This is a genomic window from Rhodococcus sp. NPDC058532, assembly GCF_042719255.1.
Lineage (GTDB): Bacteria > Actinomycetota > Actinomycetes > Mycobacteriales > Mycobacteriaceae > Rhodococcus_G.
The window spans coordinates 1-16,138 of sequence record NZ_JBHXNU010000011.1 but is presented as its reverse complement, the minus strand read 5'-3'; the positions used below and the strand labels follow the sequence as shown (position 1 = coordinate 16,138).

The 16,138-nt window shown below is 70.6% G+C and carries 15 protein-coding genes; 7 read left to right on the top strand and 8 right to left on the bottom strand.

The annotated features are described in order from the left end of the window. Window positions 1-6: 6 nt before the first annotated feature. From ACFWQG_RS14310 to ACFWQG_RS14295, 4 genes are read left to right on the top strand one after another with little or no spacing between them, the layout of a single operon-like run. Window positions 7-726, top strand: coding sequence for a phosphoadenylyl-sulfate reductase (locus ACFWQG_RS14310; RefSeq protein WP_378508429.1), 720 nt, complete (start codon window positions 7-9; stop codon window positions 724-726). Beyond that, window positions 723-1,658, top strand: a complete 936-nt coding sequence (cysD, locus tag ACFWQG_RS14305) for a sulfate adenylyltransferase subunit CysD (RefSeq protein ID WP_378508288.1) — start codon at window positions 723-725, stop codon at window positions 1,656-1,658. Before ACFWQG_RS14310 ends, cysD begins: the two co-directional genes overlap by 4 nt. Then, on the top strand, window positions 1,658-2,944 hold the full coding sequence (locus ACFWQG_RS14300) for a sulfate adenylyltransferase subunit 1 (RefSeq protein WP_378508287.1): 1,287 nt from the start codon (window positions 1,658-1,660) through the stop codon (window positions 2,942-2,944). Before cysD ends, ACFWQG_RS14300 begins: the two co-directional genes overlap by 1 nt. 4 nt (window positions 2,945-2,948) lie before the next feature. Further along, window positions 2,949-3,698: a sirohydrochlorin chelatase gene (locus tag ACFWQG_RS14295; RefSeq protein WP_378508286.1), complete on the top strand. Its 750-nt coding sequence runs from the start codon at window positions 2,949-2,951 to the stop codon at window positions 3,696-3,698. A gap of 88 nt (window positions 3,699-3,786) precedes the next feature. Here ACFWQG_RS14295 and ACFWQG_RS14290 read toward each other — a convergent pair whose 3' ends face one another. The 8 genes from ACFWQG_RS14290 to ctaD all read right to left on the bottom strand — a co-directional run bounded on the left by ACFWQG_RS14290 (window position 3,787) and on the right by ctaD (window position 12,638). Next, window positions 3,787-4,941 (bottom strand): class I SAM-dependent methyltransferase, encoded by a 1,155-nt coding sequence (locus ACFWQG_RS14290; protein ID WP_378508285.1) that lies wholly within the window; start codon window positions 4,939-4,941, stop codon window positions 3,787-3,789. A gap of 7 nt (window positions 4,942-4,948) precedes the next feature. After that, window positions 4,949-5,938: a class I SAM-dependent methyltransferase gene (locus tag ACFWQG_RS14285; protein ID WP_378508284.1), complete on the bottom strand. Its 990-nt coding sequence runs from the start codon at window positions 5,936-5,938 to the stop codon at window positions 4,949-4,951. A 98-nt stretch (window positions 5,939-6,036) separates the two neighbouring features. Next, window positions 6,037-6,816 carry an enoyl-CoA hydratase/isomerase family protein gene (locus ACFWQG_RS14280; protein ID WP_378508283.1) on the bottom strand — a complete coding sequence of 260 codons (780 nt, stop codon included), beginning with the start codon at window positions 6,814-6,816 and terminating at the stop codon, window positions 6,037-6,039. A 43-nt stretch (window positions 6,817-6,859) separates the two neighbouring features. Next, complete coding sequence (locus ACFWQG_RS14275; RefSeq protein WP_378508282.1) at window positions 6,860-7,669, bottom strand: NUDIX hydrolase; 810 nt, start codon at window positions 7,667-7,669, stop codon at window positions 6,860-6,862. A gap of 75 nt (window positions 7,670-7,744) precedes the next feature. Next, a complete protein-coding gene (locus tag ACFWQG_RS14270) occupies window positions 7,745-8,575 on the bottom strand; it encodes an ABC transporter ATP-binding protein (protein ID WP_378508281.1) in 831 nt (276 codons plus the stop codon). A 207-nt stretch (window positions 8,576-8,782) separates the two neighbouring features. Beyond that, complete coding sequence (locus ACFWQG_RS14265; protein ID WP_378508280.1) at window positions 8,783-9,541, bottom strand: aminoacyl-tRNA hydrolase; 759 nt, start codon at window positions 9,539-9,541, stop codon at window positions 8,783-8,785. After that, complete coding sequence (gene serB, locus ACFWQG_RS14260; protein WP_378508428.1) at window positions 9,538-10,758, bottom strand: phosphoserine phosphatase SerB; 1,221 nt, start codon at window positions 10,756-10,758, stop codon at window positions 9,538-9,540. The genes ACFWQG_RS14265 and serB overlap by 4 nt, the downstream gene beginning before the upstream one ends. Window positions 10,759-10,904: 146 nt before the next feature. Next, window positions 10,905-12,638 carry a cytochrome c oxidase subunit I gene (gene ctaD, locus ACFWQG_RS14255; protein WP_378508279.1) on the bottom strand — a complete coding sequence of 578 codons (1,734 nt, stop codon included), beginning with the start codon at window positions 12,636-12,638 and terminating at the stop codon, window positions 10,905-10,907. Between the two features lie 274 nt (window positions 12,639-12,912). On the opposite strand from ctaD, the gene ACFWQG_RS14250 reads away from it, so the two are divergent. Genes ACFWQG_RS14250 through ACFWQG_RS14240 form a run of 3 tightly spaced genes read left to right on the top strand, consistent with a single transcriptional unit; the run spans window position 12,913 to window position 16,097 of the window. Beyond that, window positions 12,913-13,917, top strand: coding sequence for an ABC transporter substrate-binding protein (locus tag ACFWQG_RS14250; RefSeq protein WP_378508278.1), 1,005 nt, complete (start codon window positions 12,913-12,915; stop codon window positions 13,915-13,917). A gap of 34 nt (window positions 13,918-13,951) precedes the next feature. Continuing rightward, window positions 13,952-15,028, top strand: a complete 1,077-nt coding sequence (locus ACFWQG_RS14245; protein WP_378508277.1) for an ABC transporter substrate-binding protein — start codon at window positions 13,952-13,954, stop codon at window positions 15,026-15,028. Beyond that, complete coding sequence (locus ACFWQG_RS14240) at window positions 15,018-16,097, top strand: HtaA domain-containing protein (RefSeq protein WP_378508427.1); 1,080 nt, start codon at window positions 15,018-15,020, stop codon at window positions 16,095-16,097. Before ACFWQG_RS14245 ends, ACFWQG_RS14240 begins: the two co-directional genes overlap by 11 nt. Window positions 16,098-16,138: the final 41 nt, after the last annotated feature.

The window sequence follows — 16,138 nt, the reverse complement described above, 5'->3', positions numbered from 1 at the left end:
ACGCCGATGACCACACCCGTGGACGTGGCGAACGCAACGGAGTCCGAACTCCGCGACCTTGCCGCGCAGGGGGCGGCAAGTCTCGACGGTGCGTCCGCCGCGGACCTGCTGCGCTGGACCGAGGACACGTTCGGCACCAACTACATCGTCGCGTCGAACATGCAGGACGGGGTGCTGGTGCACCTTGCGGCGCAGGTGCACCCGGGTGTCGACGTGCTGTTCCTCGACACCGGCTTCCACTTCGCGGAGACGATCGGGACCCGTGACGCCGTCGAGGCGGTGTACGGGGTGAACGCGATCAACGCCCGCGCCGAGGAGACGGTCGCCGAGCAGGAGGCCCGGCTGGGCAAGGACCTGTTCGCCCGCGACCCGAACGAGTGCTGCCGGCTCCGGAAGGTGGTGCCGCTCAAGCGGTCCCTCGCCGGATACCAGGCGTGGGTGACCGGCATCCGCCGGGTCGAGTCCCCCACCAGGGCCAACGCGCCGCTGATCTCGTTCGACGAGGCGTTCGGTCTGGTGAAGATCAACCCGATCGCCGCCTGGTCCGACGACGACATGCAGAACTACATCGACAAGCACGGGATCCTCGTCAATCCGCTTGTCGACGAGGGCTATCCGTCCATCGGGTGCGCGCCCTGCACCGCCAAGCCAGCTCCCGGCTCCGATCCGCGCAGCGGACGGTGGGCCGGCAACTCCAAGACAGAATGCGGGTTGCACGCGTCATGACTGCTGAACTGACCGACATCCGGCCGCTGCTGCGCGGCGACGACTTCGACACCCTCGCCGCCCTCGAAAGCGAGGCCATCCACATTTTCCGTGAGGTGGCAGGCGAATTCGAGCGCCCGGTGATCCTGTTCTCCGGCGGCAAGGACTCCACGGTGCTGCTGCACCTGGCGATCAAGGCGTTCTGGCCGGCGCCGGTGCCGTTCGCGCTGTTGCACGTCGACACCGGGCACAACCTGCCCGAGGTGCTGGCGTTCCGCGACCACGTCGTCGAGAAGTACAACCTGCGCCTGCACGTGGCGAAGGTCGAGGACTACCTCGCCGACGGCCGACTCACCGAGCGGCCCGACGGCATCCGCAACCCGCTGCAGACGGTGCCGCTGCTCGACGCGATCGCCGAGCACCGGTTCGACGCCGTGTTCGGCGGCGCCCGCCGCGACGAGGAGCGGGCCCGAGCCAAGGAGCGGATCTTCTCCCTGCGCGACGCGTTCGGCCGCTGGGATCCCAAGCGGCAGCGCCCCGAGCTGTGGAACCTGTACAACGGCAAGCACAACCCCGGCGAGCAGGTGCGGGTGTTTCCGCTCAGCAACTTCACCGAGCTGGACATCTGGCGGTACATCGCCCGCGACAACGTCGAACTGGCAAGCATCTACTACGCCCACGAGCGTGAGGTGTACCAGCGCGACGGCATGTGGATGACGTCCGGCGTGTGGGGCGGACCGCGCGAGGACGAGCAGGTGCAGACCCTGTCGGTGCGCTACCGCACCGTCGGCGACGGCTCCACCACCGGCGCGGTGCTGTCCGAGGCCGCCGACAACGACGCCATCCTGGCCGAGGTCGCGGCGTCCCGTCTGACCGAGCGCGGCGCGACCCGCGGTGATGACCGAGTTTCCGAGGCGGCCATGGAAGACCGCAAGCGAGAGGGCTACTTCTGATGAGTGATCTGCTGCGCCTGGCGACGGCGGGCAGCGTCGACGACGGCAAGTCCACCCTGGTGGGTCGGCTGCTGTACGACACGAAATCCGTTCTCGCCGACCAGATCGACGCCGTGACCCGCGCGTCCGTCGACAAGGGGCTCGACACCCCGGACCTCTCGCTGCTGGTGGACGGCCTGCGCGCCGAGCGCGAGCAGGGCATCACGATCGACGTCGCGTACCGGTACTTCGCGACACCGAAGCGCAGCTTCGTGCTCGCGGACACCCCCGGTCACGTCCAGTACACCCGCAACACCGTGTCCGGGGCGTCCACCGCGCAACTGGTGGTGCTGCTGGTCGACGCCCGCAAGGGGGTTATCTCGCAGACCCGCAAGCATGCCGCGGTGCTCGCGCTGCTCGGGGTGCCGCGACTGGTGTTGGCGGTGAACAAGATCGACCTGGTCGAGGATCCGGCGACCGTGTTCGCCGACATCTCCCGCGAGTTCGGCGAGCTGACCTCGTCGCTGGGCTGGGCCGCCGAGGACGTCGTGGAGATCCCGGTGTCCGCGCTGCACGGCGACAACGTCGCGGTGCGGTCGGAGAACACGCCCTACTACGACGGCCCGACGCTGATCGAGCACCTGGAGTCGGTGCCGGTCGACTCGGAGCCGCACCGGGTGGGGCTGCGCTTCCCGGTGCAGTACGTGATCCGGCCCCGCACCGCCGACTTCCCCGACTACCGCGGCTACGCCGGTCAGGTCGCCGCCGGCGAGGTCCGGCCGGGTGACGAGGTCGTCGTGCTGCCGTCCGGCATCCGCACCACCGTCACCCGGGTCGACACCGCGGACGGCGAGTTGGACGTCGCGCATGCCGGTCGCAGCGTGACGCTCGTGCTCGAGGACGACGTCGACATCTCCCGCGGTGACACCATCGCGTCGGTGGGGGACGCGCCGGAGCCGCTCGGCGAGTTCGAGGCGACCGTGTGCTGGCTGGCCGAGAAGCCGCTGCACCCCGGCGCCCGGCTGCTGCTCAAGCACGGCACCCGCACCACGCAGGCCATCGTCGGCGCGATCGTGGAGCGGTTCGATGAGCAGGAGCTGACCACCGAGCCGAGCCCGGCGTCGCTGGCGCTCAACGAGATCGGCAAGATCTCGGTGCGGGTCGCGGAGCCGATCGTCGCGGACGACTACCGCGTCAACCGGCACACCGGCAGCTTCCTGCTGATCGATCCCGCGGGCGGCAACACCCTGGCGGCGGGCCTGGTCGGCGACGCGATCGCGGCGATCGAACTCGGCGAGCGGGTCTAGGTCGATGAGCACGCCCCTGGTCCTCGTCGCGCACGGCAGCCGCGACCCGCGTTCCGCGCGGGCGATGGCGGCTGCCGCGGCGGCGGTCCGGGGCGCGCGGCCGGATCTCGACGTCCGGCTCTGCTTCCTCGATCTGTCCGCCCCGTCGGTGGAGCAGGTCGTCGACGCCGTTGCATCCGAGGGGCATGCGGCGGCCGTCGTGGTGCCGCTGCTGCTGGGCAGCGCCTTCCACGCACGGGTGGATCTGCCCGGCCTGCTTGCCGCGGAACGGGTGCGGCATCCCGGGCTGGACCTGGTGCAAGCGGATGTCCTCGGCGACGACGAGCGCCTGATCGCCGCGGTGCGCGACCGCGCCGTCACGGCCGGTGCCGCCGCGGACGATCCGTCCGTCGGGGTGGTGCTGGCCGCGGTCGGGTCGTCCCGCGGCGAGGCGAACGCCCGGACCTCGGCGATCGCGCCGAGGCTGCTGTCCGGGACCGCGTGGTCCGGTGTCGAGGTGTGCTTCGCGACCACCGAACCGACTCTGCCGCAGGCCGTCACCCGACTGTGTGCGGCCGGTGCGCGGCGGATCGTCGTGGCGCCCTGGTTCCTGGCGCCCGGACTGCTCACCGACCGCATCGACGCCGCAGCCGATGCGGTCGCACCGGATGCGTTGCGCGCGGACGTGATCGGGGATCATCCTCTGCTCGTCGAGGTCGTGCTGGACCGCTACCGCGCGGCCCTGCCCCGCACGCGCACCACCCGCGCCGCCTGACCCGCCACCGTCACCGTCACCTGATGAAGGGCACCCGCGCGGCACCCGACGGGGCAAACGGCGCCTTCAGCCGAACGGGCGGGCAGGGTCAGACGCGGGTGCCGGGCTCGCAGACGAACGCGGTCGGGGTTCGGCCGATCCGGGTCAGCACCACGCTCAGCGACACGCCGCCGCGCAGTTTGAGGCGCGGCCGCAGCGTCGCAGGGTCGACGTCGACGCCGCGGACCAGGATCTCGACGACCCCGCAGTCATGCCGGGCCAGTTCCTGCCGCAGCGCCTTCTCGGAGTACTTGAGCCGCTCCAGGACTCGGAAGCCGCGCACGCCTGCGGGCACCGCATCGCCGGTGAGGTAGGCGATCCGGGGGTCGAGCTGCCAGAGCCCGTGCCGGGCCGCGTAGTGCCGCACCAGCCCGGCCCGGACCACGGCGCCGTCGGGGTCGACGATCCACTCCCCCGGCTCGCGTTCCGGGATGTCGTCGGGTTCGGCGTCGGTGATCTCCCAGCCGCTCCCGTCGGCGTCCAGGACCGTCGCTCGGCGCCGCACCCCGTCACCGGCGAGCCCGGGCGACCACAGGCACGCCTCACGCACCCCGCCGGACAGCGAGACGATCTCCACCTCCCCGTCCCAGCCGAGCTCGTCGTAGTCGAGGCCGGGCGCGCATTTGACGGCGAGGTCGCGGCCCGCGTAGGCGTCCAACAGGTCCGGCAACGGCGGCATCAGCGCCGCCGGGTCGTGCCTGCGCCTGCCCCCGGACCGGCGGGCCGGGTCGGCGAGGACGACGGTGCCACGGCTGCACGGCCGCAGCGCGTCCGCCCGGATCACGGTGGCGCCGGGCACGTTCCGCGCCGCCATCGCCAACCGCACCGGGTCGAGGTCGCTGCCGAGGACGGCGCCGGCGACGCCGACGAGCGCGGCCAGTTCGGCACCGATCGAGCAGGTCACGTCGTGGACGTCGCGGCCGGCGAGCCGTTCCGCCCGCCTGCGCGCGACCAGTGTCGGGGTGGCCTGTTGCAGCGCCTCGTCGGTGAGCAGCCAGCCGTCGCCGACGAGCTTGCCCGCGGCGCGCCGCCGCAGCAGTACCGTCTCGACGAGCGCTCCGGCCCGATCACCGAAACGCGTACGCACCCGGCCGATGTCGGCCAGGTGCGTACGCGCGGTCAGGTCGAGACGATCCACCTCGGCGAGGTCGGCTGCGGCGCCGCTCAGGTACCGGACGTCCTCGGCGGTGAAGTCGTATCCCACCGGGAGGTCAGGACTCCTTCTGGACCGGCTTCACGCCGGTGATCATCACGTTGTAGAAGAAGTTACGCGGGACGACGTGCTTAAGGACCTTCTCGTCCACCCAGCTCAGCGTCTTGAACCCGCCGAACGCGAAGCGCGCCCAGCCCCAGCCGAGCTTCTCCTGCGGGACGGCCGCCTCGAAGGTGCGGACCGGCCAACCGAGCAGCGCCGCGGCGAACTCCTCGGTGATGGCACGAACCTCGACACCGCCAGCGGACTTCGCCATGTTCTCCAGGTCGGTCGGGTCGAACGTGTGGATGTCGACGACCGCCTCGAGTGCCGCGGCGCGGGAGGACTCGTCGAGCTCTTCCTGCGGACGACGCCAGTCGGCCAGGAACGGCAGCTTGGTGATGGTGGTGGTGGCCTCCCAGGTGAGGCGTCCCAGCCAGCGGGCGTAGAAGTTGCCGACCGTGGACGGCTCGCCCGCGAAGACGAACCGGCCGCCCGGCTTGAGCACCCGGAGCACCTCACGCAGGGACTGCTCGACGTCCGGGATGTGATGCAGCACCGCGTGCCCGACGACGAGGTCAAAGGTGTTGTCGTCGTAAGGAATCCGCTCTGCGTCGGCGACGCGGCCGTCGACCTCGAGTCCGAGGTTCTCGGCGTTGCGCAGCGCGACCTTGACCATGCCCGGAGACAGGTCGGTCACCGACCCGGTCTTCGCGACGCCGCCCTGCATCAGGTTGAGCAGGAAGAAGCCGGTGCCACAGCCCAGTTCAAGCGCCCGCCCGTACGGCAGCGGCAGGTCGCCAGCGACGGCGTCGAACCGCCCCTTGGCGTAGTCGATGCAGCGCTCGTCGTACGAGATCGACCACTTGTCGTCGTAGGTCTCCGCTTCCCAGTCGTGGTACAGAACCTGGGCGAGCTTGGTGTCCTTGAGCGCGGCCTCGACCTGTTCGGCGGTGGCGTGCGGGTTCGGAGCGGGATCGACGACGTCGTCGTTCGAGCTTGCAGTCATGGTGGTGAGCCTACCCGGTGGTAAGGGATGAACAAGTTCTAGTTTCAGAGAATGATCGTCCCGGGAGCCGCGGCAGCGCGACCCCCGGGACGACGGTGCTACTTGCCGACGAACTTCGCCTTACCCGGCCCGTTCTCGATGAACGACGCCATGCCGATGGACCGATCCTCGGTCGCGAACAGGCCAGCGAACTGCGCGGCCTCGATCTTCAGTCCGGTGTTCAGGTCGGTGTCGAGGCCCTGGTCGATGGACGCCTTCGCCGCGGCGAGCGCACGGGCGGCACCGCCGACGAACTTCGACGCCCACGCGCGTGCCGCGTTGTACACCTCGTCGGGCGCGACCATCTCGTCGATCAACCCGATCGCGAGGGCCTCCTCGGCAGCGACGAAGCGACCCGTGAACACCATGTCCTTCGCCTTCGCAGGCCCGATCAGCCGGGCCAGCCGCTGGGTGCCGCCGCCACCGGGGATGACGCCGAGCAGCACCTCGGGAACCCCCAGCTTCGCGTTGTCACCGGCGATGCGGCGGTCGGCGCCGAGCGCGATCTCCAGTCCGCCACCGAGCGCGTAGCCGGTGATCGCCGCGACCGTCGGCTTCGGGATCTCCGAGATCACGCCGAGCGCGGACTGCAGCTCACCCGCGATCGGCGCCATGTCGGCGTACGACATCTCCGCCATCTCCTTGATGTCCGCACCGGCGGCGAACACCTTCTCGCCGCCGTACACGATCACCGCGGCAACGTCGTCGTTGACGGTGGCCTCGCGGGCCGCGGCCCGCAACTCCTCCTGCAACTGACGATTCAGCGCGTTCATCGGGGGACGGGCCAGTCGGATGGTGCCGATGCCGTCGGAAACTTCGAGGGTTACGAACTCAGCCATGCTCGAAGGCTACCGCTAGCGCGCGAACCCGGATCCGGCGGCGCTACCGGGTGCTCCAGGGATGGATCCCTGCTGCGTAGTACGGCTCCTGCCCCGGGAACCGCACCCGCAACCCGCCGTCCTCGCGGTACAGCGTCGGCAGGATCTGCGGGATCTCCGGCTCGGCGGCGAGCACCTCGGCCACCGACCCGAAGGACGCGATCGACCGCAGCTGCGTCCACGTCGGCGGCAGCAGCATGGTGCGGCCCTCCCGCCAGTCGGTGATCGCCTCCTCCGGCGTCTGCCAGGCGACGGCCGCGGCCTCCGAGGTCTCCCCGTCCGCGTTCTGCCCCGCGGGCGCCGCGGCGACGAAGAAGCGGGTGTCGTACCGCCGGTGCTCTCCGACCGGGGTGATCCAGTTCGCCCACGGCCGAAGCAGATCCGCGCGCAGCACCAAACCCTCACCGGCGAGGAACTCGCTGAACGAGAGTTCCCGCGACTCGAGCTGATTGCGGGCCTGCGCGTAGCCGGACGTGTCGGAGACGACCGTCTCCGCGGTCGGGCCAGCGAGCAGCACCCCGCACTCCTCGAACGTCTCCCGCACCGCCGCGCACACCAACGCCTTCGCCCGCGCCTCGTCGACGCCGAACCGTTCCGCCCACCACGACACCGGCGGGCCCGCCCACGCGACCTCCGCGGTCGCGTCCTGCGGGTCGACGCCGCCGCCGGGGAACACCGTCATCCCCCCGGCGAACGCCATCCCGCCGACCCGGCGGAGCAGGAACACCTCCGGCCCGGACGCGCCGTCCCGGACGAGGATGACGGTGGACGCGTCCTTCACCGGGACGTCGGCGTGCAGTTCATTCGAAGCCATGTGACGCAACTTACGCCGCGCGAACCGCCGCCGACCGGCACCCCCCACACCCGCTCCGGGCGGAGCGGGGGTGGGTCAGCGGCGATGCTGGCCGGGCAGCCTGCTGCGGCGCGCGAAGAAGCGCCCGTCGACGCGGTCGAGGGCGATCGACTGGCTGAACGCCGCGGTCAGGTTCTCCGCCGTGATGACGTCGTCGATCAGCCCCTGCGCGACAACCTCCCCCTCCTTCAGCAGCAGCGCGTGGGTGAACCCGGGCGGAATCTCCTCGACGTGGTGGGTGATCAGCACCGTCGCCGGCGCGTCGGGGTCGGCGGCCAGGTCCCCGAGCCGGGCGACGAGCTCTTCGCGACCACCGAGATCGAGGCCCGCGGCGGGCTCGTCGAGCAGCAGCAGCTCCGGGTCGGTCATCAGGGCCCGGGCGATCAACACCCGCTTGCGCTCCCCCTCGGACAGGGTGCCGTAGGTGCGGTCGGCGAGGTGCTCGGCGCCGATGCTCTCGAGGATCTCCACCGCGCGGTCGGTGTCCATCTCCTCGTACCGCTCCCGCCAGCGGCCCAGCACCGCATAGCCTGCGGACACGACGAGGTCCTTGACCAGCTCGTCCGCGGGAACCCGGTTCGCCAACGCGGAGGACGACAACCCGATCCGCGGCTTCAGCTCGTTCACGTCGACCCGGCCGAGGGTCTCGCCGAGCAGGTTCGCGTGCCCCGAGGTCGGGTACACCTCCCCAGCGGCGATGCGCAGCAGCGACGTCTTCCCTGCCCCGTTCGGTCCGAGCACGACCCACCGCTCGTCGAGCTCCACCTTCCAGGTCACCGGACCCACCAGAGTCACCCCACCGCGGCGGATGAGGACGTCGTCGAAGTCGATGAGCAGATCGGGATCAGGTTCGGACACGGCTGCCATCTTCCCGCACGAACGTCGAGGCCGTGCACCGGGTCCGGGCGCGTGTCGGACCTCCGCACCCGAGGCACCCGAACGGGCATCGCGGGGGCACCGACGACTCGAGGTCCGGCCACACGCCGGGCGCCGCGAGTTGGTCGTGTTCCGGTGATTCCGACGCTCAGCGCCACGAAGGCGCCCAACTCGCGGGACGGCCGGAGCGCGTCCCGCTCACCCCCGAGCCGGGACCGCGATCACCGTCATCGATCCCGGCGCGACCTCGGTGAACCCGGCGTCCCGCACCGCAATCGCGCGGCCATCCGACTCCGCGCGAACCAGGGTCGACCAGAGCTCCGGGTCGGCGTCGCGGACCGAGCACCGGTAGCCGTCCGCCGCCCACATGGCCGCCCGGTCGACGGTCATCGCGCCCGCCAGGATCATCGCGGCGTGCCCGACCTGCGCCGCCGCCTTGCCGACGGTCATGCCGAGTCGGGCGTTCAGCCACAGCACCGGGGCGTCGGCCGCAGGCTCGCCCGGGTCGTCGGGTTCGAGGTCGGTGCCGCCGATCTGCAGCTTGCGCAGCCGCGGGTCGAGCGCGCCGACCTCGGTGGGCACGAACGCCCGGGCCTGCGCGCCGCGCACGTCGACGGTGACCCCGTCCACCTCCTGCGCGGCCCGCCAGTGCGCGCCGCGCGCCCGGCGCGCGACCTTCCGGATCCGGGCGTCGGTCCAGGCGCGGTACGCGGCGTGCCACGGTCCCGGTTCCCCGTCACAGCCGACCCCGACCCGCTCATCGAGACACACCGCGATCGTCGCCACGGCCGCCGCCGCCAACAGCGCACTGCGTTCGGGGGGATCGGGTTTCGGGATGTGCAGCACCAGCGGCATCGCCAGCACCCGCCCCGGATCGTCCGGGTCCGGCCGGTCACCGTATCCGGCGGCGAGGACCGCGTGCCGGGCCGCGAACCCGGCGTCCGGCACCGCCGTCACAGCGGGACCCGGCGCACCAGCCCATCGACGGCGTCGGCGGCCTCGACCTCGTGACGGGTGATACCGAGGACGAAGAGCACGGCATCGAGGAACGGGTGCGAGAGCGCGGTGTCCGCGACCTCCTTCAATGCGGGCTTGGCGTTGAACGCAACCCCCAGGCCTGCGGTGTTGAGCATGTCGATGTCGTTGGCGCCGTCACCGACCGCGACGGTCTGCTCGAGCGCCACCCCGGCCGAGTCGGCGAACTCGCGCAGCGCGCGGGCCTTCGCGGCCCGGTCGACGACCTCGCCGACCACCCGGCCGGTGAGCACCCCGTCAACGATCTCGAGGGTGTTCGCGCGGACGAAGTCCAGTTCCAGTTCCTCGGCGAGGCCCTCGATCACCTGGACGAAGCCGCCGGAGACGACGCCGCACTTGAAACCGAGCCTGCGCAGCGTCCGGATGGTGGTGCGGGCGCCTGCGGTCAGTTCAATCGACGCGGCCACCTCGTCGATCACCGTCGCGGGCAGTCCCGCGAGGGTCGCGACCCGCTGATGCAGGGACTCGGTGAAGTCGATCTCGCCGCGCATCGCCGACTCGGTGACCTCACGGACCTTGTCCTCCACGCCCGCGTGGGCGGCGAGCATCTCGATGACCTCGCCCTGCACGAGGGTGGAGTCCACGTCGAACACGATCAGCCGCTTCGCCCGCCGGGCCAGGCCGGCCCGCTCGACGGCAATGTCGACCGCCTCGACCATCGCGAGCTCGGACAGTCCGGTGCGCAGCCGTGCGTCCGCGTCGTCGCCTCCGTCGGCGGCGGTCACCATCAGCTCGAGCCCGGTGACCGGGTAGTCCGCGACCCCCCGAATGGAGTCGATGTTGGCCCCCTGCTTCGCCAACTCCCGCGCGATGTGACTGAACGAGCGCGCGGTGACGGGGCTGCCGAGCACGACGACGGCGTGCGTGGACGGAGCGGGCCGCTCCGCAGCGCCCGCGCCGATCTCGACGTCGACGGTCATGCCGACGGTTGCCATCGCGTCCTCGAGCGCCTCCTGCAGCGCCTCCGGGTCCGCCGGGCACTCCACGAGCACGCCGAGCGTCAGTCGACCGCGGATCACGACCTGCTCGACGTCGAGCAGGCTGACGTGGTGCCGCGACAACGCGGCAAGCAGCACCGAGGTGACACCGGGCCGGTCCCGACCGGTCACCGTGATCAGGACCGTGGTCCCCGACTTCATCGAGGCATCCGCACCCACCGAGAAACTCCCTCCATCCCGTGGTCGCCGCCACGGGTCTCGCCCATCATTGTGCCAACCGTGCTTTCACGACCAGAAGGCCCCGCCCGAAACTCGGGCGGGGCCTCGTGGTCAGCTGCGTGCCACGCCTAGCGCGCGTCCTCCAGGACGGGGGCGTCGTGCTGCTTGTGGCCGGGACCGACGTGCGCCTCGGCGCGCATCCGCTCGACCATGTGCGGGTAGTGCAACTCGAACGCGGGCCGCTCCGACCGGATCCGGGGCAGCTCGGTGAAGTTGTGCCGCGGCGGCGGGCAGCTCGTCGCCCATTCGAGGGAGTTGCCGTAGCCCCACGGGTCGTCGACCGTGACGACCTCGCCGTACCGGTAGCTCTTGAACACGTTCCAGATGAACGGCAGCGTCGAGGCGCCGAGCACGAACGCGCCGATCGTGGAGATCGTGTTCAGCGTCGTGAAGCCGTCCGACGGCAGGTAGTCCGCGTAGCGACGCGGCATGCCCTCGTTGCCGAGCCAGTGCTGCACCAGGAAGGTGGCGTGGAAGCCGAGGAAGGTCAGCCAGAAGTGCCACTTCGCGAGGCGCTCGTCCATCATCCGGCCGGTCATCTTCGGGAACCAGAAGTAGATGCCCGCGTAGGTGGCGAACACGATGGTGCCGAACAGCACGTAGTGGAAGTGCGCGACCACGAAGTACGAGTCGGTGACGTGGAAGTCGAGCGGCGGGCTGGCGAGCAGGACGCCCGAGAGGCCGCCGAACAGGAAGGTGACGATGAAGCCGACGGAGAACAGCATCGGCGATTCGAACGTCAACTGCCCCTTCCACATCGTGCCGATCCAGTTGAAGAACTTCACGCCGGTCGGAACCGCGATCAGGAACGTCATGAACGAGAAGAACGGCAGCAGGATGGCGCCGGTGGCGTACATGTGGTGCGCCCACACCGCGACGGACAGCGCGGCGATGCCCAGGGTGGCGTAGACCAGGCCGCTGTAGCCGAAGATCGGCTTGCGCGAGAAGACCGGGAAGATCTCCGACACGATGCCGAAGAACGGCAGCGCGATGATGTACACCTCGGGGTGACCGAAGAACCAGAACAGGTGCTGCCACAGCAGGACGCCGCCATTGGCGGGGTCGAAGATGTGCGCGCCGAAGTGACGGTCGACGAACAGGCCGAGCAGCGCCGCGGTCAGCAGCGGGAAGGCGAGCAGGATCAGGACGCTGGTCACCAGGATGTTCCAGGTGAAGATCGGCATCCGGAACATCGTCATGCCGGGGGCACGCAGGCAGACCACGGTGGTGATCATGTTGACGCCGCCGAGGATGGTGCCGAGGCCGCTGACGGCCAGACCCAGGATCCACAGGTCCGCGCCGACACCGGGCGAGTGCACCGCGTCGGTCAGCGGGCTGTACGCGGTCCAGCCGAAGTCGGCGGCGCCACCGGGGGTGATGAAGCCGGCGGTCGCGACGGTGGAGCCGAACAGGTACAGCCAGTAGCTGAAGGCGTTCAGGCGCGGGAACGCGACGTCGGGGGCGCCGATCTGCAGCGGCAGGATGTAGTTCGCGAAACCGAACACGATCGGCGTCGCGTACATCAGCAGCATGATCGTGCCGTGCATCGTGAACAGCTGGTTGAACTGCTCGTTCGACAGGAACTGCATGCCCGGGATCGCGAGCTCCGACCGCATCAGCAGTGCCATCAGGCCGCCGATCAGGAAGAACGCGAACGACGTCACCATGTACATGATCCCGAGGACCTTGGGATCGGTCGTGGTGATCATCTTGTAGATGTAGGAACCCTTAGGTCCAAGCCTCGCCGGGAACGGCCGTTTGGCCGTTAGCTCGGGGACTGGCTGGGGCGCTACGGCAGTCACTGATCCTCCTGAATGTGCCCTTGGTCGCTCGGCAGGCTCGCTCAGGACGTTCGCCTCGGGCAGCGAGACGACCATCCTCATGGCTTGCGCTCTGAGGAATCGTAGACCGTCCCCCCACGATCCGCGGACCCGGTCCTACCCACTGTCGTACTTCGTGTCGGCCGCCTGCCCGCGCCCGCGGCTGACCAGGGGCGACGAGCCCGGCCGCGGTCACCCGAATCCACCCGAAGCACCGGTTGCTAAGGTTCTCCTTACCTAACTGATGGGAGTTCCCGTGAAGGTGCGCAGAAGGCCACTGCTCGCGCTGCTCGGCGCCGCGGCCGCCACCGTCCTCGTCGTCACCGGCTGCTCGTCCACCGACGGGACCGAGTCCGCCGCGCCCGCCGCCGGCGCCGGAGCGTTCCCCCGCACCGTCGACCACGCGCTCGGATCCACCGAGATCCCGGCAGCACCGCAGCGGATCGTCGCCCTCGACACCAGCTACTCCGATGCGGTGCTGCTCCTCGAGACCGACCTCGTCGGCTACGTCACCTACCGGACCGACGGCCTGCCCGACTACCTCGGCGACGCCCGCGCCACCTACGCGGCCGACGCCGTTCCGGTCGGGCCGCTCACCACGCCGAGCCTCGAGAAGATCGCCGAACTGCAACCCGACCTCATCGTGTCCGCGAAGGTCCGGCACGGCGAGATCTACAACCAGCTGTCCAAGATCGCCCCGACCGTCATGTCCGAGACCACGGGACCGACCTGGAAGGACAACATCCGTCTGCTCGGGACCGCGCTGGGCAAGGAGGACCTCGCCGAACAGAAGATCGGTGCGTACGAGCGGCACGCCGCCGACGTCGGGGCCGCCATCAACGCCGCCGCGAACAATCCGACGGTGTCGGTCGTCCGGTTTGCTGGCGAACCGACGGCCCGCATCTACCGGACCACCTCGTTCAGCGGCATCGTCCTCGCCGACGCGGGCATCGCCCGACCCGCGAGCGCCGACCCCGACCCGGCGAAGCCGTCCAGCATCGCCAACGACATCAGCCCCGAGCTGATCACCGAGGCGGAGGCGGACCTGATCGCGGTCAGCACCTACCAGCCGCCGGACGGCAGCACCGCCGTCACCGAACACGCCCAGCCGTTCCTGACCAACCCACTGTGGGCCGGGTTGACCGGGCGGAAGGTCGACGTCAACGACGTGGTGTGGATGGCCGCGGTCAGCGTGCAGGGCGCCGAGGGCATCCTCGACGACCTTGCCCGGGCGTTCGGCGTCGATACCCAGCGCGGATAGTCTCAACCAGCCCCACCGAGAGGACACAAGCCCCATGCGCAAGCCCACCCTTGCCCGCCGCGCGGCACCGATCGCCGCGCTGGCCGCGACCGCCCTGGCCCTGACCGCGTGCGGCGGCTCCGGCACCGACGACGCCGCCAGCAGCATCGTGCGGAGCACCACCAACGTCGCGGGCGCGGGCGTCCTCGGCAACGCCCGCGACACCGAGAACGTCTGCGGCCCCACCGCCCCCGTCGACCCCGCAGGCGTCACCGGCGCGGTTCGCAAGGTCGCGCACGCCGCTGGCGAGTCCGAGATTCCTGCGGACCCGCAGCGCATCGTTGTCCTCGACACCGACAAGCTCGACACCGTGTGCGCGCTCGGACTGCAGGACCGCCTCGTCGGTGCAGCCGTCGCCGGCGCGGTCGGCGCGCAGCCCGAGTATCTCGGCGCGACCATCGCGGCGGTCGAACCGGTCGGCACCGTTCAGGAGCCCAACTTCGAGAAGATCGCGGCGCTGCAGCCGGACCTGATCCTCGGCTCGAAGTTCCGCACCCCGGACGACTACGAGCGGCTCTCCGCCATCGCACCGACCACGTTCACCGAGCGGGTTGGCCTGACGTGGAAGGACAACCTGGTCCTCGACGGCACCGCCCTCGGCCGCGGAGCCAGTGCCCGGCAGGTGCTCGACGAGTACGAGACCACCGCCACCGAGACCGGAAAGTCGTTGAACTCGTCCGAGACCCAGGCGTCGGTCGTGCGGTTCATGCCGGGCATCATCCGCGTCTACGGCCCGGACAGCTTCTCCGGTCAGGTCCTCGCCGACGCGGGCGTGCAGCGGCCCCCGTTCCAACGGCTCGAGGGCGCGCAGGATCGCCGGTTCGCCGAACTCAGCGAAGAGGAACTGCCGAAGGCCGACGGCGACATCATCTACGTCAGCTTCTACGGCGACGAGGCCCGCGGCCAGGGTGTCGACGTCATGAACGGCGACCTGTGGCAGCGGCTCGGCGCGGTGACGGACAAGCGCGTGTTCAACGTCGACGACGAAATCTGGATGACCGGCATCGGCGTGATCGCCGCAAACGGCATCCTCGACGATCTGGAGGTTTCCCTCAATGGCTATGTCAACTAGGCGACTGCTGTTCGCCGCGCTCGGTGCGGCGCTGGTCGCCTCCGCAGGCGCGAGCCTCGCGGTCGCCGCGCCCGCCGCACCGGGGACCGCGCACATCGAGGTGCTCGCCGCCGACGGCGTCACCCCGCTCGGCGACACCGCCGTCCACGAGGGCGACCGGATCGTGGTGCGCGGCACCGGATTCGACCCGAACGCCAACACGGACGGGCTGCCGGTCCCGGTCCCGCCCGGCGTCCCGCACGGCACCTTCGTCACCTTCGGCGCATTCGCCCCGCACTGGCGCCCGTCCGAGGACGCCCCCGCGGAGGCCCGGGTCGGGCAGCAGCGGTCGGCCACCGCGTGGGTGATGTCGGAGTCCGCCCTGAACCGGGTGCCCGACGTCCCGTTCGACTTCCGTCGCACCATCCGGCAGCAGTGGGTGCCGCTCGCCGACGACGGCTCGTTCACCGCGACGCTGACCGTGACGAAGCCGGCGAAGACCGCGCCGGACGCCTCCTACGGCGTCTACACCTATGCGGCCGCGGACGCGGTCAACGCCGCGGAAGAGCTGTCCGTCCCGGTCACCTTCGACCCGGCCCCCGGCCCCAACACCCCGGTACCGCCTGCCCAGGACCTGCAGTGGGGCGTTGCGCCCGGCTACACCGACCTGGTCAAGTCGACGACGCAGGGGTCCGTCGTCGGCAGCGACGGCGCGTCCGTCCGCGGCGACGGCAGGCTCACGTTCGAACTCGATGGCGCCGACGTCGACCCGGCGACCGGCCTCGGCACCGTCCGCTACCGCGGCACCGTGGTCTCGTTCACCCGGTTCCACCTCGCCGAGATCGCGCTCGCGAACCCGTGGATCGAGTTCACCGACCGCGGCGCCTTCCTGTCCGCGGAGACCTCCGACGGCAACATGGTCGGCACCGACGCCATGCACCGGATCCGGTTCGCCCGACTGGATGCCCCCGCACATCCGGGAGGTGGCCAGTTCACCGACGTCCCGGCCCGGTTCGAGGCCCCGTTGTCGCCGAGCATTCTGCTCCCCTACTCCGGGCAGCAGGCCGCGCCGGTCACCTTCCGGTACTGATCAGCGGGCCGCGCGCCAACGTCGGACCCGCCCGTCGCGGA